Raw genomic sequence first — 19,534 nt, 5'->3', positions numbered from 1 at the left:
GGAGAACGATCATGGGTCGTCTAGCGCTGTTTGTACTTACTGCCTGCCTGAGCGTCACCGCCATGGCCGCCGACGTCATCAAAAGCGAACGCCAGGAAACATTTGGCGATGTGACAGTGCACTACAACACCTTCAACTCGACTTATCTGACACCGGACATCGCCAAGGCTGCCGAGCTGATCCGCAGCAAGAACCAGGGCGTGATCAACGTGTCGGTGATCAAGGACGGCAAACCGCAAACCGCACAAGTCAGCGGGACGGTCAAAGACCTGACCAGCCAAAGCGTCCCATTGCAGTTCAAACAGATCACCGAAACCGGCGCGATCTACTACATCGCCCAGTACCCGGTGCCACAGCAGGAAATCCGCACCTTTGAAATCAAGGTGCAGACCGGCGACAAAATCAACACCATCAATTTCAACCAAGAGCTCTTCCCCGGCGAATGATCAATTTCACGCAACTCGTACTGGCCAGCCATAACGCCGGCAAACTCAAGGAACTCCAGGCCATGCTGGGCGAATCGGTGCACTTGCGCTCGATCGGCGAGTTCAGCAGCGTCGAGCCTGAAGAAACCGGCCTGTCGTTCGTTGAAAACGCCATTCTCAAGGCCCGCAACGCCTCGCGCATTTCCGGCCTGCCGGCCTTGGCCGACGATTCGGGGCTGGCGGTGGATTTCCTCGGCGGTGCGCCGGGTATCTATTCGGCCCGTTACGCTGACGGCAAGGGCGATGCGGCGAACAATGCCAAACTGCTCGACGTCATGAAAGACGTGCCACAAGCGGAGCGCGGCGCGCAATTCGTCTGCGTGTTGGCGCTGGTGCGTCATGCCGACGATCCGTTGCCAATCCTCTGCGAAGGCCTGTGGCATGGACGCATCCTGACCCAGGCCAGCGGTGAGCACGGTTTTGGCTACGACCCGCTGTTCTGGGTGCCGGAACGCGAGTGCTCCAGCGCCGAGCTTAAGCCCAGCGACAAGAACCAGATCAGTCACCGCGCCCGTGCAATGGATCTGCTGCGCCAGCGTCTGGGCTTGAAATGACCATTGAATCATCCGCGTCGCCGCTGATCTTCGGCGGCGCGCAATCGCCTCGGGCCGCTTTGCCTGTGCTGCCGCCCTTGGCGCTGTACATCCACATCCCGTGGTGTGTACGCAAATGCCCTTATTGCGACTTCAACTCCCACACCGCCAGCCCGGTGCTGCCGGAACAAGAGTATGTGGACGCCTTGCTCGCCGACCTCGATCAGGACCTGCATGCGGTCTATGGTCGCGAGCTGAGCTCGATCTTCTTTGGTGGCGGTACGCCGAGTCTGTTCAGCGCCGAGGCGTTGGGCCGTTTGCTCAAGGGTGTCGAGCAACGCATTGCGTTTGCCAGCGACATAGAAATCACCCTGGAAGCCAACCCAGGAACGTTCGAGCAGGAGAAATTCCGCGCTTACCGGGCGCTGGGCATCAATCGCCTGTCGATCGGTATCCAGAGCTTTCAGGAAGAAAAACTCAAGGCGCTGGGGCGGATCCACAACGGCGATGAAGCCGTGCGTGCCGCCGACATGGCGCGCCAGGCTGGCTTCGACAACTTCAATCTGGACCTGATGCACGGTTTGCCCGATCAGACGCTGGACGATGCCCTGAGCGACCTGCGCCAGGCCATCGCCCTGAAGCCGACGCACCTGTCCTGGTATCAGCTGACCCTGGAGCCGAACACGGTGTTCTGGAACCAGCCGCCGACGCTGCCGGAAGATGACGCCCTGTGGGATATTCAAGAGGCCGGCCAGGCGCTGTTGGCCGAACACGGTTACGCGCAGTACGAAGTCTCGGCCTATGCCCAGCCCGGCCGGCCGGCGCGGCATAACCTCAATTACTGGAGTTTCGGCGACTTCATCGGCATCGGCGCCGGTGCCCACGGCAAGCTCAGCCATCCGGACGGGCGCATCGTACGCACCTGGAAAACTCGCCTGCCGAAGGATTACCTCAATCCAGCCAAAAGCTTCAAGGCTGGCGAGAAAGCGCTGACCAACGAAGAACTGCCGTTCGAGTTCCTGATGAACGCCTTGCGCCTGACCGAGGGTGTCGAAGCGCAGTTGTATACGGAGCGCACCGGGCTACCCCTGGAAAGCCTTGCCGAAGGCCGCCGCGAGGCCGAACAAAGTGGCTTGTTGCAGGTCGAACCGTCACGTCTGGCAGCCACGATGCGCGGACAACTCTTTCTCAATGACTTGCTGCAGACTTTTCTGACATAAGGAAATCGAATGGATCTGGTACTCGACCTGCTCGCCACCGTGTCCCGCTGGAGCCGTAGCAACCTGTCGGAAATCGCTCTGGCGCTGGTGGGCTGCCTGCTCGTGCTGTTTGGCGCCGACCTCAAGGGCTGGGTCGACCAACGCCTGGGCAGCATCGCCGGCGCCTTGCGCATCCCGCTGATGGCCCTGCTGTGCATGGTCGGCAGCGGCGTGGCGCTGATCTATGCCACGCCATGGATCATCAAAGGCCTGAGCCAGTTCAACAACTACAGCCTGGCGCCGGTGTTGTTGGTGGTGCTGGTGCTGATCGGGGTTGTGGCAGACCGCCGCTAAATTCGAATAGCACACAAAACAATGTGGGAGCGGGCTTGCCCGCGATGAGGCCATAACATTCAACATCTCTGTTGACTGTCAAACCGCCATCGCGGGCAAGCCCGCTCCCACAGGTTTTACGCCAGTTTTTCGAACTTCAGATCCCACACGCCATGCCCAAGACGTTCGCCGCGGCGTTCGAACTTGGTGATCGGGCGTTCGGCCGGGCGCGGGACGCACTTGCCGTCTTCGGCGAGGTTGCGATAGCCCGGAGCGACGTTCATCACTTCCAGCATGTACTCGGCGTACGGCTCCCAGTCGGTGGCCATGTGCAACACACCGCCGACCTTCAACTTGCTGCGCACCAGCTCAGCGAACGATGCCTGAACGATACGACGCTTGTGGTGACGGCTCTTGTGCCACGGATCCGGGAAAAACAGCATCAGGCGGTCGAGGCTATTGTCGGCGATGCAACGGTTGAGCACTTCGATCGCATCGCAATCGTAGACACGCAGGTTGGTCAGGCCCTGAGTCAGCACGCCATTGAGCAGCGCGCCGACACCTGGACGGTGAACTTCAACGCCAATGAAATCCTGCTCCGGCGAAGCCGCGGCCATTTCCAGCAGCGAATGGCCCATGCCGAAACCGATTTCCAGCGAGCGCGGCGCCGAACGGCCGAACACCTGATCGAAATCCACCGGCGCATCGGCCAAAGGCAGTACGAACAATGGAGCGCCCTGCTCCAGGCCGCGTTGCTGGCCTTCGGTCATGCGCCCGGCGCGCATCACGAAACTCTTGATACGGCGGTGTTGGCGCTCTTCGCCTTCTTCCTGCTGGATAGGCGTGTCGTTTGATTCAGTCATCAATGGCTCTTACTTGATCAGACCATCCAGCGGCGAAGAGGCGCTGGCATAGAGTTTTTTCGGCATGCGGCCCGCGAGGTAGGCCAGACGACCTGCCACGATGGCGTGTTTCATGGCTTCAGCCATCATGATCGGCTGCTGGGCATGGGCGATGGCCGAGTTCATCAGCACCGCTTCACAGCCCAGCTCCATGGCGATGGTGGCGTCGGAGGCAGTACCGACACCGGCATCCACCAGCACCGGGATTTTCGCCTCTTCGAGGATGATCTGCAGGTTGTACGGGTTGCAGATCCCCAGGCCCGAGCCGATCAGACCAGCCAGCGGCATCACCGCGATACAGCCGATTTCCGCCAGTTGACGGGCAATGATCGGGTCATCGCTGGTGTACACCATCACGTCAAAACCTTCCTTGACCAGCACTTCGGCGGCCTTGAGGGTTTCGATCACGTTGGGGAACAGGGTTTTCTGATCCGCCAGCACTTCCAGCTTCACCAGGTTGTGGCCGTCGAGCAGCTCACGGGCCAGGCGGCAGGTGCGCACGGCTTCAATGGCGTCGTAGCAACCGGCAGTGTTCGGCAGGAAGGTGTAGCGATCCGGCGACAGGACTTCGAGCAGGTTCGGTTCGCCCGGGTTCTGGCCGAGGTTGGTCCGGCGCACAGCGAAGGTGACGATCTCGGCACCCGAAGCCTCGATGGCCAGGCGGGTTTCTTCCATGTCACGGTACTTGCCGGTGCCTACCAGCAAACGCGACTGGTAAGTACGACCGGCCAGGACGAAGGGCTTGTCGCTACGAACGATGCTCATGGGAAATCCTCTGTTGGGGTGAGGTTCTTGCACAATGATTCTGTGGCCGCTCGGGCCAGACGGCTAGCCGCCGCCGATGGCGTGTACCACTTCGACCGAGTCGCCGTCGTTCAGCGTGGTTTCAGCGTGCTGGCTGCGCGGGACGATATCCAGATTGAGCTCGACCGCCACCCGGCGCCCGGTCAGTTCCAGACGGGTCAGCAGGGCCGCAACGGTTTCACCGTCGGGCAGTTCAAGGGATTCGCCGTTCAACTGAATGCGCATGCCGAATGCCGCCATCATTTTTAGGGGCTGGCATTCTAGCCCGATCAGACTTGACGACCCAAGCCATTCGTCACGAAATGGACTGCGTGGTCAGCTCAGCCGCCAGGCGGCTAGCCCCAGGCAAACCCAGCCGACCAGAAACGCGAGGCCGCCGAACGGTGTAACGATCCCGAGCTTGCTGACGCCGGTCATCGTCAGCAGGTACAAGCTGCCGGAAAACAACACAATGCCAATGGCAAATGACGCGCCAGCCCAGGTAATCAGACGACCGGGAATCTGCGTGGCCAGCAATGCAACACCCAGCAACGCCAAGGTATGCACCAGTTGATAAGTGACGCCCGTGTGGAAAATCGTCAAATACTCAGGCGTCAGGCGGCTTTTCAGGCCGTGGGCGGCGAATGCGCCCAAGGCAACGCCGGTGAATCCGAAGAAAGCGGCAAGCATCAGAAAGCCACGCAGCATGAAGAACTCCAGTCAGACTCGATCAGCAGGGTCTGTATAATGGCCGGCTCAACGGGTTCGGCCAAGCCATCTCTATGCTGCAGTTAATTTTCCGTCGTTTCACAAAGGCCCTGCTCTGGTTCGCGGCCGGCAGTGTTTTGCTGGTTCTGCTGTTTCGGGTGGTGCCGCCACCAGGAACGGCGTTGATGGTCGAGCGCAAGATCGAATCCTGGGTCGACGGCGAGCCCATCGATCTGCAACGCACCTGGAAACCCTGGGATGAAATCTCCGACGACCTGAAAGTCGCGGTGATTGCCGGTGAAGACCAGAAGTTTCCCGAGCATTGGGGCTTTGATTTCAGTGCGATTCAGGCGGCGTTTGCACATAACGAGCGCGGCGGCTCGATTCGCGGCGCCAGCACCCTGAGCCAGCAAGTGTCGAAAAACCTGTTTCTGTGGTCTGGCCGCAGCTGGCTGCGTAAAGGCCTGGAAGCCTGGTTTACCGGATTGATCGAAGTGTTCTGGCCCAAGCAGCGGATTCTTGAGGTATACCTCAATAGCGTCGAGTGGGATGAAGGTGTGTTCGGCGCCGAAGCGGCGGCCCGGCATCACTTTGGCGTGGGCGCTGGTTCGCTGTCCCGGCAGCAGGCAAGTTTGCTGGCTGCGGTACTGCCGAACCCGCGGGTGTGGAGTGCCAGCCATCCGACTTCTTACGTTGCAAGGCGGGCCGGGTGGATTCGCCAGCAGATGAATCAGTTGGGCGGTGACAGCTATCTGGTCGGCCTCAACGATTCCCGCCGGGCGCCATGGGCTCAATGACACCGAAGATCCCACAAGGTCGACGCTAAACCGGAAATTGGGCAGAAATAAAAACGCCCCGATCAGTGATCGGGGCGTTTTTTATTGCCGTTGCCGCAGTTACGCAGCGATCGACAACTTGAGCTTGTTCATCGCGCTCTTCTCGAGCTGACGAATACGCTCGGCCGACACGTTGTACTTCTGCGCCAGGTCGTGCAGCGTGGCCTTTTCTTCTGCCAGCCAGCGCTGGTAGAGGATGTCGCGGCTGCGGTCGTCCAGCACTTCAAGCGCTTCGTGCAGGTTGTGGTTGGAGTTGTCGCTCCAGTCGGCGTCTTCCAGTTGACGAGCCGGATCGTACCGGTGGTCTTCCAGGTAGTTGGCCGGCGATTGGAAGGCACTGTCGTCGTCCGCTTCCGCGGCCGGGTCGAAGGCCATGTCATGGCCGGTCAGGCGACTTTCCATCTCGCGCACTTCCCGCGGCTCTACACCGAGGCTTTCCGCCACACGATGGACTTCCTCGTTGTTCAGCCAGGCCAGACGTTTCTTCTGGCTGCGCAGGTTGAAGAACAGCTTGCGCTGAGCCTTGGTGGTCGCGACTTTGACGATCCGCCAGTTGCGCAGGATGAACTCGTGGATTTCCGCCTTGATCCAGTGCACCGCAAAGGACACCAGGCGCACACCCATTTCCGGGTTGAAACGCTTGACCGCTTTCATCAGGCCGACGTTGCCTTCCTGGATCAGGTCAGCCTGGGCCAGGCCGTAACCGGAATAGCTACGGGCAATGTGTACGACAAAACGCAGGTGGGCGAGCACCATCTGCCGAGCCGCCCCCAAATCCTGCTCATAATAGAGACTCTCGGCCAGTTCACGCTCCTGCTCCGGCGTCAGCAATGGAATGCTGTTCACCGTGTGCACATAGGCCTCCAGGTTCGCACCCGGGACCAGAGCATATGCAGGTTGCAAAGAATTGGTCATACGAAAAAACCTCCGACTTACATAACTCGTGCAGTTCAGCACTGCGAAAATTGACCGGAAACCAAAAAACAAGTTCCCATAAACGCTGAAAGGTCAATACGAGCAAAATGATATTACTTTGGCGCAAGCTCCCGCAGGTGGCGTGCGACTGCAATCCATGCACCGATATACCCCAACAGCACCGCGCCAAGCAAGAGCGACAGACCGTCGGCAACTGGCACTCCGGCCAGCGCAAAATCACTGCCGTACAAACCGGCCAGTCCAACCACCGCGTCGTTCAGCCAGTTCAGGCCGAACGCCAATACGCCCCAGGAAAGAATCCCCGCACCGAAGCCATATAGCGCGCCCATGTACAGAAAGGGCCTGCGCACATAACTGTCCGTGCCGCCGACGAGTTTAATCACTTCTATCTCTGTGCGGCGGTTTTCAATATGAAGACGAATGGTATTGCCTATCACCAAAAGTAATGCAGAAACCAAAAGCACGGTCAGACCGAAGACAAAACGGTCGCCCAGCTTGAGGATGGCTGCCAGACGCTCGACCCAGACTAGATCAAGTTGCGCCTGTTGTACCTTCGGCAACTCGGAAAGTTTTTGTCGTAATGCTTCAAGCCCAGGCTTGTCGACTTCTTTCGGGGTCACCAGAACCACGCCCGGCAGCGGGTTTTCCGGCAGTTCCTTAAGGGCTTCGCCCAGTCCGGACTGCTGCTGGAACTCTTCCAGTGCCTGATCGCGACCCACGTATTCGGCATCCGCTACGCCCGGCATGCCTTTGATCTGCTCACGCAACGACTCACCCTCGGCAGGGCTGGCCTCAAGTTGCAGGTACAGGGAAATCTGCGCCGCACGCTGCCAGGAGCCACCGAGACGCTCGACGTTATTCAGCAAAAGTGACAGGCCCATCGGCAAGCTCAGGGCCACAGCCATCACCATGCAGGTAAAAAAGCTGCCGATCGGGTGCTTGCCCAAGCGACGCAAGCTGTCCAGCAAACTGGCGCGATGACTTTCGATCCAGGCGCGGAACAGCGTGGCGAAATCCGGGCCATCGTCATCGTCGCGTTTTTTCTTCTGCTGTGGTTGCGGGTCGGCGGCCTTCGGGGCCACACGCTCGGAAACCTTGGGGCTACGTGTCGCACTCATACGCCGGCCTCCCCGTCGCCGATCAATCGGCCACGCTGCAGGGTCAGCATGCGATGACGCATGCGGGCAATCAGCGCCAGGTCGTGACTGGCGATCAGCACGCTGGTGCCCAGACGGTTGATGTCTTCGAACACGCCCATGATTTCTGCCGCCAGACGCGGGTCGAGGTTACCGGTCGGTTCATCCGCCAGCAGCAAGGCCGGACGGTGAACGATGGCGCGAGCGATGCCGACGCGCTGTTGCTGGCCGGTAGACAGGTCGCCAGGGTAGAGATCGGTTTTGTCCGAGAGCGCCACGCGCTCCAGGGCCGAGTCCACGCGCTTGACGACCTCGGCCTTGGACAGGCCAAGGATCTGCAACGGCAACGCGACGTTATTGAACACCGTGCGATCGAACAGCAACTGGTGGTTCTGGAACACCACGCCGATCTGTCGGCGCAGGAACGGAATCTGTGCGTTGCTGATGGTGCTCAGGTCTTGCCCGGCCAGCAGCAATTTGCCGGTGGTCGGACGTTCCATGGCCAGCAACAGCCGCAACAAGGTGCTTTTACCGGCGCCGGAATGGCCGGTGACAAACAAGAATTCGCCCCGACGGACTCGAAAGCTCAGCTCATGCAAGCCGACGTGACCGTTCGGGTAGCGTTTACCGACCTGTTCGAAACGAATCATGAACGCTCCCGCTCGGCAAACAATGCCTGGACAAAGGGTTCTGCTTCAAAAGTACGCAAATCGTCGATGCCTTCACCAACGCCGATGTAACGGATCGGCAAGCCAAACTGCTTGGCCAGGGCGAAAATCACCCCACCCTTGGCCGTGCCGTCGAGTTTGGTCAGCGCCAGGCCGGTCAATTCGACGGTCTGGTTGAATTGCTTGGCCTGGTTGATGGCGTTCTGGCCGGTACCGGCGTCGAGCACCAACAGCACCTCATGAGGCGCGTCGGCATCGAGCTTGCCGATCACCCGGCGAACCTTCTTCAACTCTTCCATCAAATTGTCTTTGGTGTGCAGGCGACCGGCGGTGTCGGCGATCAACACATCAATGCCACGGGCCTTGGCGGCCTGCACAGCGTCGAAGATTACCGAAGCCGAGTCGGCGCCGGTGTGCTGGGCGATCACCGGGATCTTGTTGCGCTCACCCCAGACCTGCAGTTGCTCGACCGCCGCGGCGCGGAAGGTGTCACCAGCGGCGAGCATGACTTTCTTGCCTTCCAGTTGCAGCTTCTTCGCCAGCTTGCCGATGGTGGTGGTTTTGCCGGCACCGTTGACGCCGACCACCAGAATCACGAACGGCTTGTTCTGCGAGGTGATTTTCAGCGGCTGCTCGACCGGTTTGAGCATCGCTGCCAATTCGGCTTGCAGGGATTTGTACAGCGCGTCGGCATCGGCCAGTTCCTTGCGGGCGACTTTCTGAGTCAGGCGCTGAATGATCACCGACGTCGCTTCGACGCCCACATCGGCGGTCAGCAGACGGGTTTCGATGTCTTCGAGCAACTCGTCATCAATGATTTTCTTGCCGAGGAACAGGCTCGCCATGCCCTCGCCAATGCTGGCGCTGGTCTTGGACAGGCCTTGCTTGAGACGGGCGAAGAAACCGGCTTTGGTCTCTTCGGTACGCACAGGCTCGACTGGAGTTTCGAGGGGCGCAACCGGTGTGGCGGCAACAGGAGCGATGACGGGTGCAGGCGCAGGCGCTGGAGCAACCGGAGCAACAAATGCTGGCACTGCAGGCTCTGGAACCACTGGAGCAGGTTCGGCCACGAACACGGGCGCAACGGCTGCCGGCTCAACCACTGGCGCCCGAACCGGCTCCGGAGCAAACGCTGTCGGGGCCGGAATCGGTGGTGTGATGTGCGGCGCTTGCTCATCTGCAACCAGCGCCACCGGCTCTTCCGCTACCGGCAAAGTCAGCCACGGTGTGGCAACTGGCGTCAGCGGCAATGGGGCCGCGACTTCGGTTTCAGGGGCAAGCTCGGCAGCAGGTTGTAGCACCGGCTCGGCAATCGGCGCGGGCTTTTGCTCTATAACCGGTGCCAGGGTTGGCTCGGAAAGTGGCTGTGGCTGTTCGACAACGGGTTCCTGCGGTTTTTTGCGCAGCCATCCGAACAGGCTTTTCTTCTCACCAGCCGCAGCTGGGGTCTTCTTGTCGTCGTTGGAACCAAACATGGAGGACGGCTATCTCACGGTAGCGACGCGCCAATAGGCGCCTCGGCAAATAAAAATTCGATGCTGAACAGACTGCGATTCATCCAGCTTGTTCACGCGCAACATTTTGTCGAGGAGCCAACGGCGCCTCAAAGGTCGACTAATACGAAGGACTGGAACGGCATCGTCGGCGAAAACGCAGAGTTTAGCTGACAAACTCAAAGTTTCTGCCGGTAACCCATGCAACCTGCAAGCCGATCAAAGGCCTGATAGGCGTGGCCGCCAGTAAAACGGATCAGTATCCTAGCACCCTCTCGCCCGCCGACGCTAAGACCAGCGGGCAGCCCAACAGGTTTAAAAACGAATGAATGCTCTAGCCCGCCGCGCTGCAGGCCTGCTGCTCAGCACAGTTTGTCTGCCCCTCTCAGCCTTGGCTGCCGACCCACAACCGACCCACGAATTCACCCTCGACAACGGCCTGAAGGTTGTCGTGCGCGAAGACCATCGCGCACCGGTCGTCGTTTCTCAAATCTGGTACAAGGTCGGCTCGAGCTACGAGACCCCAGGCCAGACCGGGCTGTCCCATGCGCTGGAACACATGATGTTCAAGGGCAGCGAGAAAGTTGGCCCCGGAGAAGCCTCGCTGATCCTGCGCGACCTTGGCGCCGAAGAGAACGCTTTCACCAGCGACGACTTCACCGCGTATTACCAGGTGCTGGCCCGCGACCGCCTGGGCGTGGCCTTCGAACTGGAAGCCGACCGCATGGCCAATCTGCGCCTGCCGGCCGACGAGTTCACCCGCGAAATCGAGGTGATCAAAGAAGAACGGCGCCTGCGCACCGACGACAAGCCGATGTCCAAGGCCTACGAACGTTTCATGGCCATGGCCTACCCCGCCAGCGGTTACCACACGCCGACCATCGGCTGGATGGCCGACCTCGACCGCATGAAAGTCGAAGAACTGCGCCATTGGTACCAGTCCTGGTATGTGCCGAACAACGCCACTCTGGTGGTGGTCGGCGATGTGACCCCGGACGAAGTCAAAACCCTGGCCCAGCGTTACTTCGGCCCGATCGCCAAGCGCGACGTGCCACCGGCGAAAATCCCGCTGGAACTGGCTGAGCCCGGCGAACGCAAGATCACCCTGCATGTGCAGACTCAATTGCCGAGCCTGATGCTGGCCTTTAACGTGCCGAGCATCGCCACCGCTGAAGACAAACGCTCGGTGAACGCCCTGCGCCTGATTTCGGCCCTGCTCGACGGTGGCTACAGTGGCCGCATCCCGACGCAACTGGAACGCGGCGAAGAGCTGGTGTCCGGCGGCTCGTCGAGCTACGACGCCTACACCCGTGGCGACAGCCTGTTCACCTTGTCGGCTTCGCCGAACACCCAGAAAAAGAAAACCATGGCTCAGGCCGAAGCCGGTTTGTGGAAACTGCTCGAACAACTGAAAACCACCGCGCCATCCACTGAAGAACTGGAGCGGGTACGAGCGCAGGTCATTGCCGGCCTGGTTTTTGAGCGTGACTCGATCACCAGCCAGGCCACCGCCATCGGTCAATTGGAAACCGTCGGCCTGTCCTGGAAGCTGATGGACACCGAACTCGCCGACCTGGAAAGCGTGACCCCGCAAGACATCCAGAAGACCGCCAAGCTGTATTTCACCCGCGAACGTCTCAGCGTCGCCCATGTACTGCCACAGGAGACGACTCATGAGTGAGCGTAAAAAGTCGCGTCTGGCCCTGATCGGCCTGATCGCTGTTGCACTGATCGGGTCTGCCGCCTTCTATCTGTCAAAACCCGACGAGTCCAACGCCAGCGAAGCCCTCGACAAGGCCAAGTCCAGCCAAAAGCTGCAATCGCTGGCCGAACTCGACGGCAAGGCCCCAAGCCATCGCTCGCTGAACGTGCAGACCTGGAACACCGCCGAAGGCGCCAAGGTATTGTTCGTCGAAGCCCGTGAACTGCCGATGTTCGACATGCGCCTGATCTTCGCCGCCGGCAGCAGCCAGGACGGAGATGCACCCGGCCTTGCACTGCTGACCAACGCCATGCTCAACGAAGGTGTGGCCGGCAAAGATGTCGGCGCCATCGCTCAGGGCTTCGAAGGATTGGGCGCCGACTTCAGCAACGGCGCGTACAAAGACATGGCGCTTGCCTCCTTGCGCAGCCTCAGTGCCGCAGACAAACGCGAGCCGGCCCTGAAGCTGTTCGCTGAAGTCGTCGGCAAGCCGACCTTCCCCGCCGACTCGTTTGCGCGCATCAAGAACCAGATGCTCGCCGGCTTCGAATACCAGAAACAGAACCCCGGCAAACTCGCCAGCCTGGAGCTGATGAACCGCTTGTATGGCGATCACCCGTACGCACACTCCAGCGACGGCACAGCCAAGAGCATTCCCCCGATTACCCTGGCGCAGTTGCGAGCCTTCCATCAGAAAGCCTACGCCGCCGGCAACGTGGTGATTGCGCTGGTGGGCGACCTGTCGCGCGCCGAGGCAGAGGCGGTTGCCGCCCAGGTGTCCGCCGACCTGCCCAAGGGCCCGGCCCTGGCGAAAATCGAACAACCGACCGACCCCAAGCCCAGCATCGGCCACATCGAGTTTCCGTCCAAACAGACCAACCTGATGATCGCGCAACTGGGTATCGACCGTGACGATCCGGATTACGCAGCGCTGTCCATGGGCAACCAGATTCTTGGCGGCGGCGGTTTCGGCACCCGGCTGATGAGCGAAGTGCGCGAGAAGCGTGGCCTGGCTTACGGCGTGTATTCGGGTTTCAGCCCGATGCAGGCTCGTGGCCCGTTCATGATCAACCTGCAAACCCGCGCCGAAATGAGCGAAGGCACCCTGAAACTGGTGCAGGATGTGCTCGCCGACTACCTTAAGACCGGCCCCACCGAGAAAGAACTCGACGACGCCAAGCGTGAACTGGCCGGCAGCTTCCCGCTGTCCACCGCCAGCAACGCCGATATCGTCGGTCAGCTCGGCGCCATGGGCTTTTACAACTTGCCGCTGAGCTACCTGGAAGACTTCATGCAACAGTCCCAGAGCCTGACCGTCGAGCAAGTCAAAGCCGCACTGAACAAACACCTGAGCACGGATAAACTGGTCATCGTCAGCGCTGGCCCGACCGTGCCACAAAAGCCGTTACCGGCCCCCACTGACAAACCTGCCGAGCAACCGCTCGGGGTTCCGGAGCATTAATGGCCAGTCCATCGCGTCCTAAAAAGCCTGTTCACAATGTGCACAACGGCGTGAACCAACTGCGCATCATCGGTGGCGAATGGCGCAGCCGAAAGCTGAGCTTCCCTGACGCCCCGGGCCTGCGTCCGACGCCGGATCGGGTGCGTGAGACCCTGTTCAACTGGCTCGCGCCTTACGTCGCCGGGGCCAAGGTGCTCGATCCGTTTGCCGGCAGCGGCGCGCTGTTCCTGGAAGCCTTGTCCCGTGGCGCGGCCATGGGTCAGGCGCTGGACGCCAGCAACGTTGCGGTGTCCAGTCTGAAAGAACATCTGGGCACCCTGCGCTGCACCAACGGCCAGGTACAGACTGCCGACGCCTTGCGCTATCTGGAAACCCAACCGGCCACGGCATTCGATCTGGTGTTCCTCGATCCGCCGTTCAATCAGAATCTGTTGCCGGCCGTTTGCACCCTGCTTGAGGAGCGTCACTGGCTGGCCGACGATGCGTGGGTCTACACTGAAAGCGAAACAGCACCGTCGATACTTGGCTTGCCGGGAAACTGGCGCCTGCATCGGGAGCAGAAATCCGGACGAGTGTATTACGCGTTGTGGCAACGTATGGCAGGGATCGCCGGCTAGTCCGGCCTGAGAAAACGGTGCGCAGCTCAGTCAGCTAACGCTGCGGGTACGCGCCGCAGCATCGAGAGCAATCGTGTCCCATCTGCCAGAACGTTTCACCCCTGCCTTCACGCCCGCCTACGGCCTGGGTAATCCGCACTTACAAACCTTGTGGGGACCGCTATGGCGCAAAACCACGCATATCGAGCGTGAGCGCGAGCGATTGTGGCTTGAAGATGGCGATTTCCTTGACCTGGACTGGCACGGCCCCCACAGCGTGAATGCTCCGTTGGTGCTGGTATTGCACGGCCTGACCGGCTCGTCGAATTCGCCTTATGTGGCAGGCGTGCAGAAGGCGCTGGGCGCCCAAGGCTGGGCCAGCGTCGCGCTGAACTGGCGAGGCTGCTCCGGCGAGCCCAATCTGTTGCCGCGCAGCTACCATTCCGGAGCCAGTGAAGATTTGGCCGAAACCATTAGACACCTGCGCACCCAACGCCCCCTCGCGCCGCTGTATGCAGTCGGTTATTCCATGGGCGGTAACGTGTTGCTCAAGCATCTGGGCGAAACCGGCAGCAACAGCGGAGTGCTAGGCGCCGTGGCGGTGTCGGTACCATTTCGCCTCGATCACTGCGCCGATCGTATCAGCCAGGGTTTTTCCCAGTTTTACCAAGCGCATTTCATGCGGGAGATGGTCGCCTACATCAAGAACAAACAGCGCAGATTCCAGCATGAGGGACATGAGGATGGCCTGGCGGCATTGGAGGCGCTGGGTTCTTTGGAGAACTTGCGTACTTTCTGGGATTTCGACGGCCGGGTCACCGCACCGCTGAATGGTTTCGCCGATGCCGCGGATTACTATCGCCGCGCTTCGAGTCGTTATTTCCTTGGAGAGATTCGCACGCCGACCCTGATTATCCAGGCAGCTGACGACCCGTTTGTGTTTCCGCACAGCCTGCCGCAGGCCAACGAATTGTCCGCCAGCACCGAATTCGAATTGCAGGCCAAGGGCGGGCATGTCGGTTTCGTCGAGGGCTCGTTCAGGCAGCCGGGTTACTACCTGGAACGGCGCATTCCCCAATGGTTGGCCACCACGGGGCGCAAGTAATCAGTGGAAGTCGATCAGGGCGAGTCGATCCACTTCTGGCAAACGGCACCGCTGGCCGGGGTCGAGTTGTTGTCCGCGCGCTACATCGAACACCGTTTCGCCCCGCATGTGCATGACGGCTATGTGATCGGCATGATCATGGCCGGCGCCCAGCGTTATCGCTATCGCGGCGCCGAGCATCTGGCGGGCAGCGGCACGCTGGTGCTGATCAACCCGGACGAACTGCACACCGGCCACAAAGGTACGGAAGACGGTTGGTTGTACCGGGCGTTTTACCCCGACAGCGGGCAGATTCTCTCGCTGCTGGAGGAACTCGAACTGCCGAGCGACACCTTGCCGGTGTTTGGCGCCACGCTGTATCGCGACCTGGATCTGGTGAGGGGATTCTGCCAATTGCATCGACTGCTGGAAAGTCCGTCCACGGCCCTGCAGCAGCAAACGGTCTGGCGGGAAATGATGCTGTCGTTGTTGCAACGCCACGCCGCCGTCCCGATCGCCGGCAAACCTGGCAAGGAACACCGGGCGGTGACCCTGGCCAAGGAACGGTTGCAATCGCAATTGGCGGCACCGCCCTCGCTGGAGGAACTGGCGGCGACGGTGAACCTGTCGCCCTTCCACTTCGCCCGGGTGTTCCGCCGCGCCACCGGCATGCCGCCGCACGCCTGGCTGATGCAGCAGCGTATCGCTCGGGCACGGGCGTTGTTACAGGACGGCTGCCTGCCGCTGGAAGTCGCGACGCAACTGGGCTTTGCCGACCAGAGTCATCTGAGCCGGCAATTCAAGCAGGTTTATGGCGTTGGACCGGGAGCGTATCGCAGCGCGCGGCAGTTACCCGGTTGATGACACCAAAGATCCAAATGTGGGAGCAAGCCAGCCCCCACATTGGCTCTGCGCTTACTCGCCGGTGGCGACGCCTCGCGCGGGGTCGTTGATCCACTCGCTCCACGAACCGGCATACAACGCCCCCAACGGATAGCCCGCCAGGCACAGGGCGAACAGGTTGTGGCAGGCCGTCACGCCGGAACCGCAATAGGCGACCAACTCCGTCGGCGAACGATCACCGAGCTTCGCAGCAAACCGCTGTTTGAGCTGATCGGCGGGCAGAAAACGCCCGTCGCTGCCCAGGTTTTCGGTGAACGCGGCGCATTGTGCGCCGGGAATGTGCCCGGCAATCGGATCGATCGGTTCCACTTCGCCCTTGAAGCGCGGCATGGCGCGGGCGTCGAGCAAGGTCAACGCGGGCTGACCGAGACGTTTCTGGAGCTGTTTGGCGCTGAGCACCAGCGAAGCATCCGGCGTCCCGGTGAAGGTGCCGCGAGTGATCGACGGCGGATCAAGACTCAGGGGCAATCCGGCGGCATGCCAGGCCTTCAGCCCGCCATCGAGAATGAACACACCGTCGCGCTTGCCCAGCCAGGCCAGCAACCACCAGGCCCGTGCCGCGTAGGCGCCAGGACCGTCATCGTACAAAACCACTTCGCTGTCGGTATTGATGCCCCAGGCTTGCAGGCGCTCGATCAGCTTTTCGGGTTCAGGCAACGGATGACGCCCGGTAACGCCCTTGACCACTGCCCCGCTCAGATCACGCTCGAGATCGGCAAAGCTCGACCCGGCAATATGCCCTTCGGCATAGCTGCGCTGACCATAATCCGGGTCTTCGAGGGCAAAACGACAATCCAGAATCACCAGCCCCGGGGTCTCCTTTTTCAGGTCCAACGCTTGCGGGCTGATCAGTTGCGCTATGGGCATAACGGGCTCCTGTGATGTTGTCGGTTTTTAATCCTAATGCACTTCTTCCAGCGCCTGGGCCAGCGGCACGTAAAACTCGTCGAACAGCGCATTCACTGCTTCGCGAGATTGATCGGTGACGAATCCGGCCTCAAGCACCAACACTTGGTACACGCCGCGCTTGATGGCCTGCTCGCTCAAGTGGTTGGAATTTTCCCGCGTGGTGCACAGAAACCGCACCCAGGACGTGAGGATGATCCAGGCATTCAGCGTCAAGGATTCGATCTGAACCTTATCCATGTTCAGGATGCCTGCGGCGACGAACCCTTCGTAAATGGCGGAGCCCTGGATCAGGCAGCGCTGGGAAAAACGCCGGTAACGGGCGGCGAGTTCGGGATCGCTGTCGAGCAAGTGCTCGAGGTCGCGATGCAAAAACCGGTAGCGCCACATGGCGGCAAGCAATTCCTTGAGGTAGAAGCGCTTGTCTTCGACCGTCGCTGCGCGGCCCTGGGGCGGGCGCAGGAAGCTGTCCACCAGGCCTTCGTACTCACCGAACAGCACAGCGATGATCGCCTGCTTGTTGGGGAAGTGGTAGTACAGGTTGCCCGGAGAAATCTCCATATGGGCAGCAATGTGGTTGGTGCTGATGCTGCGCTCGCCCTGCTGATTGAACAGCTCCAGGCTGTTCTGCACGATGCGCTCGCTGGTTTTGATCCGAGGGGCCATGGCTTGAGCTTTAATTCAGAGTGCGGTGACGGGCATCTTACGACCTATCCGTGGGTGGATAAAACAAAGCTGCGTCAGGATGTCATTTGACTTTTTAGAGTACTGACTCTAAAAATCCCCTTATTACAATAAATCCGGAGCCGACCATGCCTGCTGACATCGCCTACCTGAAGAACTTGCAGCAGCCTCTGGACGAGCTCCAAACCCTGTTCGATGCTCAACGCGCTGCGTATACAGGCAACCCGATGCCGCCGGCAGCTCAGCGCCAACAATGGCTAAAGGCATTGCGGGACCTGTTGAGCAATGAGCGCCAGGCCTTGATCGACGCCATCAGCCAGGATTTCAGCCACCGCTGCGCCGACGAAACCTTGCTCGCCGAATTGATGCCCAGCCTGCACGGCATTCACTACGCCAGCCAGCACCTCAAAGGCTGGATGAAAGCCTCGCGGCGCAAAGTCGGCATCGCCTTTCAACCCGCGTCGGCCAAAGTCGTTTATCAACCGCTGGGCGTAGTCGGGGTGATCGTGCCGTGGAACTACCCACTTTATCTGGCCATCGGGCCGTTGGTGGGTGCGTTGTCGGCGGGCAACCGGGTAATGCTCAAACTCAGCGAATCGACCCCCGCCACCGGTTTGCTGCTCAAGGAATTGCTGGGGCGGATATTCCCTCAAGACCTGGTTTGCGTGGTGCTCGGCGAGGCTGATATCGGTGTGGCGTTTTCCCGGCTGCGCTTCGATCATCTGCTGTTCACTGGCGCCACCAGCATCGGCAAACACGTGATGCGCGCTGCCGCCGAGAACCTGACCCCGGTGACCCTCGAACTGGGCGGCAAGTCCCCGGCCATCGTTTCCCGCGATGTGCCGCTCAAGGATGCCGCCGAACGCATCGCTTTCGGCAAGACTCTCAACGCCGGGCAAACCTGTGTCGCCCCGGACTACGTGCTGGTGCCGGAAGACCGCGTCGGCGCTTTCGTCGAAGCCTATCGCCAGGCAGTTCGCGGGTTTTATCCGACCCTGGCCGACAATCCGGACTACACCGCCATCATCAATGACCGACAACTGGCGCGGCTCAACGGTTACCTCAGCGACGCTACCAGCAAGGGCGCGCTGCTGATTCCGCTGTTCGATCAGGGCCAGGGCCGACGCATGGGTCATAGCCTGCTGCTCAACGTCAGCGACGACATGACGGTGATGCAGGACGAAATTTTCGGCCCGCTGTTGCCGATCGTCCCCTACAAGGATCTCGATGAAGCATTTGCCTACATCAACCAACGGCCTCGTCCGCTGGCGCTGTATTACTTCGGCTACGACAAGCGCGAGCAAAACCGCGTTCTCCACGAAACCCATTCCGGCGGCGTATGCCTCAATGACACCTTGCTGCACGTTGCCCAGGACGACATGCCGTTCGGCGGCATCGGCGCCTCGGGCATGGGCCACTACCACGGCCATGAGGGTTTCCTGACCTTCAGCAAGGCCAAGGGCGTGCTGATCAAACAGCGTTTCAATGCGGCGAAGCTGATCTATCCGCCGTACGGCAAATCCATTCAGAAACTGATCCAGAAGCTGTTTATCCGCTAACGATCAACACCGCCGGGTAATAACAATAATGAGCCCAAGCCTGTCCGACACACCCGCGCTGTCACGGCGCGGCCTGCTTAAATTCAGCCTGGGCGCCAGCGCATTTCTGGCCACAGCCGGATTCGGCGCGAGCCTCAGCGGCTGCTCGTCGAGCACAGCGGCCAGCGGTTTCGCGACTCTGCGCAGCGGTGACCTGTTGTTTCTGCGGGCACTGATCCCGGTAATGCTCGACGGTGCCGTGGCCGTCGAGAAAATGCCGGCCGCCGTCGAAGGCACCCTCAAAAGCCTAGATTACAGCCTCGATCACCTGTCTGCGGAAATGCTCAAGCTGACCCGGCAATTGTTCGATGTGCTGGGGATGAGCATCACCCGCGGCCCACTGACCGGGATCTGGGGCAGCTGGGAAAACGCCAGCAGCGAAGCCATCCGACATTTTCTCGACCGTTGGGAAAACAGCTCGTTGAGCCTGCTGCGCATGGGCCATAGCTCGTTGCTGCAAATGGTGATGATGGCGTGGTACAGCCGGGCGGAGTCTTGGGCGCATTGTGGGTATCCGGGGCCGCCTACGGTCTGAAACCGTGGCGTCCCTTTCGCGGGCAAGCCGCCTCACCATCGCACCCAAAACA

General features: G+C 60.6%; 22 protein-coding genes. 12 read left to right on the top strand and 10 right to left on the bottom strand.

Going from position 1 to position 19,534, the window contains the following annotated elements:
• Positions 1–11: 11 nt before the first annotated feature.
• The 4 genes from AC30D7_RS14765 to AC30D7_RS14750 are packed head-to-tail and all read left to right on the top strand — an operon-like array spanning position 12 to position 2,571.
• Positions 12–446 carry a DUF4426 domain-containing protein gene (locus AC30D7_RS14765; protein WP_490134553.1) on the top strand — a complete coding sequence of 145 codons (435 nt, stop codon included), beginning with the start codon at positions 12–14 and terminating at the stop codon, positions 444–446.
• A complete protein-coding gene (rdgB, locus tag AC30D7_RS14760) occupies positions 443–1,039 on the top strand; it encodes an RdgB/HAM1 family non-canonical purine NTP pyrophosphatase (RefSeq protein WP_007939349.1) in 597 nt (198 codons plus the stop codon). The genes AC30D7_RS14765 and rdgB overlap by 4 nt, the downstream gene beginning before the upstream one ends.
• Positions 1,036–2,238 (top strand): radical SAM family heme chaperone HemW, encoded by a 1,203-nt coding sequence (gene hemW / locus AC30D7_RS14755; protein WP_490134552.1) that lies wholly within the window; start codon positions 1,036–1,038, stop codon positions 2,236–2,238. The genes rdgB and hemW overlap by 4 nt, the downstream gene beginning before the upstream one ends.
• Before the next feature lie 9 nt (positions 2,239–2,247).
• Positions 2,248–2,571: a DUF3392 domain-containing protein gene (locus AC30D7_RS14750; protein WP_096479421.1), complete on the top strand. Its 324-nt coding sequence runs from the start codon at positions 2,248–2,250 to the stop codon at positions 2,569–2,571.
• A gap of 116 nt (positions 2,572–2,687) precedes the next feature.
• Here the strand turns inward: AC30D7_RS14750 and trmB are convergent, their stop codons facing one another.
• The 4 genes from trmB to AC30D7_RS14730 form a co-directional block, all read right to left on the bottom strand.
• Positions 2,688–3,413, bottom strand: a complete 726-nt coding sequence (gene trmB / locus AC30D7_RS14745; RefSeq protein WP_105340803.1) for a tRNA (guanosine(46)-N7)-methyltransferase TrmB — start codon at positions 3,411–3,413, stop codon at positions 2,688–2,690.
• A 9-nt stretch (positions 3,414–3,422) separates the two neighbouring features.
• Entirely contained in the window at positions 3,423–4,217 is a 795-nt protein-coding gene (locus AC30D7_RS14740) for a thiazole synthase (RefSeq protein WP_007939343.1), read from the bottom strand.
• Between the two features lie 63 nt (positions 4,218–4,280).
• Complete coding sequence (gene thiS / locus AC30D7_RS14735) at positions 4,281–4,481, bottom strand: sulfur carrier protein ThiS (protein WP_007897898.1); 201 nt, start codon at positions 4,479–4,481, stop codon at positions 4,281–4,283.
• Positions 4,482–4,571: 90 nt separating this feature from the next.
• Complete coding sequence (locus tag AC30D7_RS14730; protein ID WP_490134551.1) at positions 4,572–4,943, bottom strand: DUF423 domain-containing protein; 372 nt, start codon at positions 4,941–4,943, stop codon at positions 4,572–4,574.
• A gap of 74 nt (positions 4,944–5,017) precedes the next feature.
• Between AC30D7_RS14730 and mtgA the strand changes: the two genes are divergently transcribed.
• The gene (gene mtgA / locus AC30D7_RS14725; protein ID WP_019580606.1) at positions 5,018–5,740 is read left to right on the top strand and encodes a monofunctional biosynthetic peptidoglycan transglycosylase; all 723 of its coding nucleotides are present in this window, start codon (positions 5,018–5,020) and stop codon (positions 5,738–5,740) included.
• Between the two features lie 99 nt (positions 5,741–5,839).
• Here mtgA and rpoH read toward each other — a convergent pair whose 3' ends face one another.
• The 4 genes from rpoH to ftsY form a co-directional block, all read right to left on the bottom strand.
• Complete coding sequence (gene rpoH / locus AC30D7_RS14720) at positions 5,840–6,694, bottom strand: RNA polymerase sigma factor RpoH (RefSeq protein WP_007897890.1); 855 nt, start codon at positions 6,692–6,694, stop codon at positions 5,840–5,842.
• A gap of 113 nt (positions 6,695–6,807) precedes the next feature.
• On the bottom strand, positions 6,808–7,833 hold the full coding sequence (ftsX, locus tag AC30D7_RS14715; protein ID WP_490134550.1) for a permease-like cell division protein FtsX: 1,026 nt from the start codon (positions 7,831–7,833) through the stop codon (positions 6,808–6,810).
• The gene (gene ftsE / locus AC30D7_RS14710) at positions 7,830–8,501 is read right to left on the bottom strand and encodes a cell division ATP-binding protein FtsE (protein ID WP_018928694.1); all 672 of its coding nucleotides are present in this window, start codon (positions 8,499–8,501) and stop codon (positions 7,830–7,832) included. Before ftsE ends, ftsX begins: the two co-directional genes overlap by 4 nt.
• A complete protein-coding gene (gene ftsY / locus AC30D7_RS14705) occupies positions 8,498–9,994 on the bottom strand; it encodes a signal recognition particle-docking protein FtsY (protein WP_490134549.1) in 1,497 nt (498 codons plus the stop codon). The genes ftsE and ftsY overlap by 4 nt, the downstream gene beginning before the upstream one ends.
• Before the next feature lie 343 nt (positions 9,995–10,337).
• Here ftsY and AC30D7_RS14700 point away from each other — a divergent pair, with 343 nt between their 5' ends.
• From AC30D7_RS14700 to AC30D7_RS14680, 5 genes are all read left to right on the top strand, one after another.
• The gene (locus AC30D7_RS14700; protein WP_096479418.1) at positions 10,338–11,693 is read left to right on the top strand and encodes a M16 family metallopeptidase; all 1,356 of its coding nucleotides are present in this window, start codon (positions 10,338–10,340) and stop codon (positions 11,691–11,693) included.
• Positions 11,686–13,176 carry a M16 family metallopeptidase gene (locus tag AC30D7_RS14695; RefSeq protein WP_490134548.1) on the top strand — a complete coding sequence of 497 codons (1,491 nt, stop codon included), beginning with the start codon at positions 11,686–11,688 and terminating at the stop codon, positions 13,174–13,176. The genes AC30D7_RS14700 and AC30D7_RS14695 overlap by 8 nt, the downstream gene beginning before the upstream one ends.
• The gene (rsmD, locus tag AC30D7_RS14690) at positions 13,176–13,793 is read left to right on the top strand and encodes a 16S rRNA (guanine(966)-N(2))-methyltransferase RsmD (protein ID WP_490134547.1); all 618 of its coding nucleotides are present in this window, start codon (positions 13,176–13,178) and stop codon (positions 13,791–13,793) included. The genes AC30D7_RS14695 and rsmD overlap by 1 nt, the downstream gene beginning before the upstream one ends.
• Before the next feature lie 73 nt (positions 13,794–13,866).
• Positions 13,867–14,877 (top strand): hydrolase, encoded by a 1,011-nt coding sequence (locus AC30D7_RS14685; RefSeq protein WP_490134546.1) that lies wholly within the window; start codon positions 13,867–13,869, stop codon positions 14,875–14,877.
• A 3-nt stretch (positions 14,878–14,880) separates the two neighbouring features.
• A complete protein-coding gene (locus AC30D7_RS14680; protein ID WP_490134545.1) occupies positions 14,881–15,717 on the top strand; it encodes an AraC family transcriptional regulator in 837 nt (278 codons plus the stop codon).
• Between the two features lie 54 nt (positions 15,718–15,771).
• Here AC30D7_RS14680 and AC30D7_RS14675 read toward each other — a convergent pair whose 3' ends face one another.
• Positions 15,772–16,626 (bottom strand): sulfurtransferase, encoded by an 855-nt coding sequence (locus AC30D7_RS14675; protein ID WP_490134544.1) that lies wholly within the window; start codon positions 16,624–16,626, stop codon positions 15,772–15,774.
• A gap of 33 nt (positions 16,627–16,659) precedes the next feature.
• Positions 16,660–17,331 (bottom strand): TetR/AcrR family transcriptional regulator, encoded by a 672-nt coding sequence (locus tag AC30D7_RS14670; RefSeq protein ID WP_490134543.1) that lies wholly within the window; start codon positions 17,329–17,331, stop codon positions 16,660–16,662.
• 146 nt (positions 17,332–17,477) lie between these two features.
• Here AC30D7_RS14670 and AC30D7_RS14665 point away from each other — a divergent pair, with 146 nt between their 5' ends.
• Both AC30D7_RS14665 and AC30D7_RS14660 read left to right on the top strand, forming a co-directional pair.
• On the top strand, positions 17,478–18,908 hold the full coding sequence (locus AC30D7_RS14665) for a coniferyl aldehyde dehydrogenase (protein ID WP_490134542.1): 1,431 nt from the start codon (positions 17,478–17,480) through the stop codon (positions 18,906–18,908).
• Positions 18,909–18,936: 28 nt separating this feature from the next.
• Positions 18,937–19,482 carry a twin-arginine translocation pathway signal protein gene (locus AC30D7_RS14660; RefSeq protein WP_490134541.1) on the top strand — a complete coding sequence of 182 codons (546 nt, stop codon included), beginning with the start codon at positions 18,937–18,939 and terminating at the stop codon, positions 19,480–19,482.
• Positions 19,483–19,534: the final 52 nt, after the last annotated feature.

This window comes from Pseudomonas sp. DF5 (assembly GCF_058148225.1).
This window is presented reverse-complemented; position numbering and strand designations above follow the sequence as displayed.

Bases quoted from the DNA above. Each gene is read 5' to 3' on its own strand.
- AC30D7_RS14765 (WP_490134553.1), top strand. From the start codon at position 12: ATGGGTCGTCTAGCGCTGTTTGTACTTACTGCCTGCCTGAGCGTCACC.
- rdgB (WP_007939349.1), top strand. From the start codon at position 443: ATGATCAATTTCACGCAACTCGTACTGGCCAGCCATAACGCCGGCAAA.
- hemW (WP_490134552.1), top strand. From the start codon at position 1,036: ATGACCATTGAATCATCCGCGTCGCCGCTGATCTTCGGCGGCGCGCAA.
- AC30D7_RS14750 (WP_096479421.1), top strand. From the start codon at position 2,248: ATGGATCTGGTACTCGACCTGCTCGCCACCGTGTCCCGCTGGAGCCGT.
- trmB (WP_105340803.1), bottom strand. From the start codon at position 3,413: ATGACTGAATCAAACGACACGCCTATCCAGCAGGAAGAAGGCGAAGAG.
- AC30D7_RS14740 (WP_007939343.1), bottom strand. From the start codon at position 4,217: ATGAGCATCGTTCGTAGCGACAAGCCCTTCGTCCTGGCCGGTCGTACT.
- thiS (WP_007897898.1), bottom strand. From the start codon at position 4,481: ATGCGCATTCAGTTGAACGGCGAATCCCTTGAACTGCCCGACGGTGAA.
- AC30D7_RS14730 (WP_490134551.1), bottom strand. From the start codon at position 4,943: ATGCTGCGTGGCTTTCTGATGCTTGCCGCTTTCTTCGGATTCACCGGC.
- mtgA (WP_019580606.1), top strand. From the start codon at position 5,018: ATGCTGCAGTTAATTTTCCGTCGTTTCACAAAGGCCCTGCTCTGGTTC.
- rpoH (WP_007897890.1), bottom strand. From the start codon at position 6,694: ATGACCAATTCTTTGCAACCTGCATATGCTCTGGTCCCGGGTGCGAAC.
- ftsX (WP_490134550.1), bottom strand. From the start codon at position 7,833: ATGAGTGCGACACGTAGCCCCAAGGTTTCCGAGCGTGTGGCCCCGAAG.
- ftsE (WP_018928694.1), bottom strand. From the start codon at position 8,501: ATGATTCGTTTCGAACAGGTCGGTAAACGCTACCCGAACGGTCACGTC.
- ftsY (WP_490134549.1), bottom strand. From the start codon at position 9,994: ATGTTTGGTTCCAACGACGACAAGAAGACCCCAGCTGCGGCTGGTGAG.
- AC30D7_RS14700 (WP_096479418.1), top strand. From the start codon at position 10,338: ATGAATGCTCTAGCCCGCCGCGCTGCAGGCCTGCTGCTCAGCACAGTT.
- AC30D7_RS14695 (WP_490134548.1), top strand. From the start codon at position 11,686: ATGAGTGAGCGTAAAAAGTCGCGTCTGGCCCTGATCGGCCTGATCGCT.
- rsmD (WP_490134547.1), top strand. From the start codon at position 13,176: ATGGCCAGTCCATCGCGTCCTAAAAAGCCTGTTCACAATGTGCACAAC.
- AC30D7_RS14675 (WP_490134544.1), bottom strand. From the start codon at position 16,626: ATGCCCATAGCGCAACTGATCAGCCCGCAAGCGTTGGACCTGAAAAAG.
- AC30D7_RS14670 (WP_490134543.1), bottom strand. From the start codon at position 17,331: ATGGCCCCTCGGATCAAAACCAGCGAGCGCATCGTGCAGAACAGCCTG.
- AC30D7_RS14665 (WP_490134542.1), top strand. From the start codon at position 17,478: ATGCCTGCTGACATCGCCTACCTGAAGAACTTGCAGCAGCCTCTGGAC.
- AC30D7_RS14660 (WP_490134541.1), top strand. From the start codon at position 18,937: ATGAGCCCAAGCCTGTCCGACACACCCGCGCTGTCACGGCGCGGCCTG.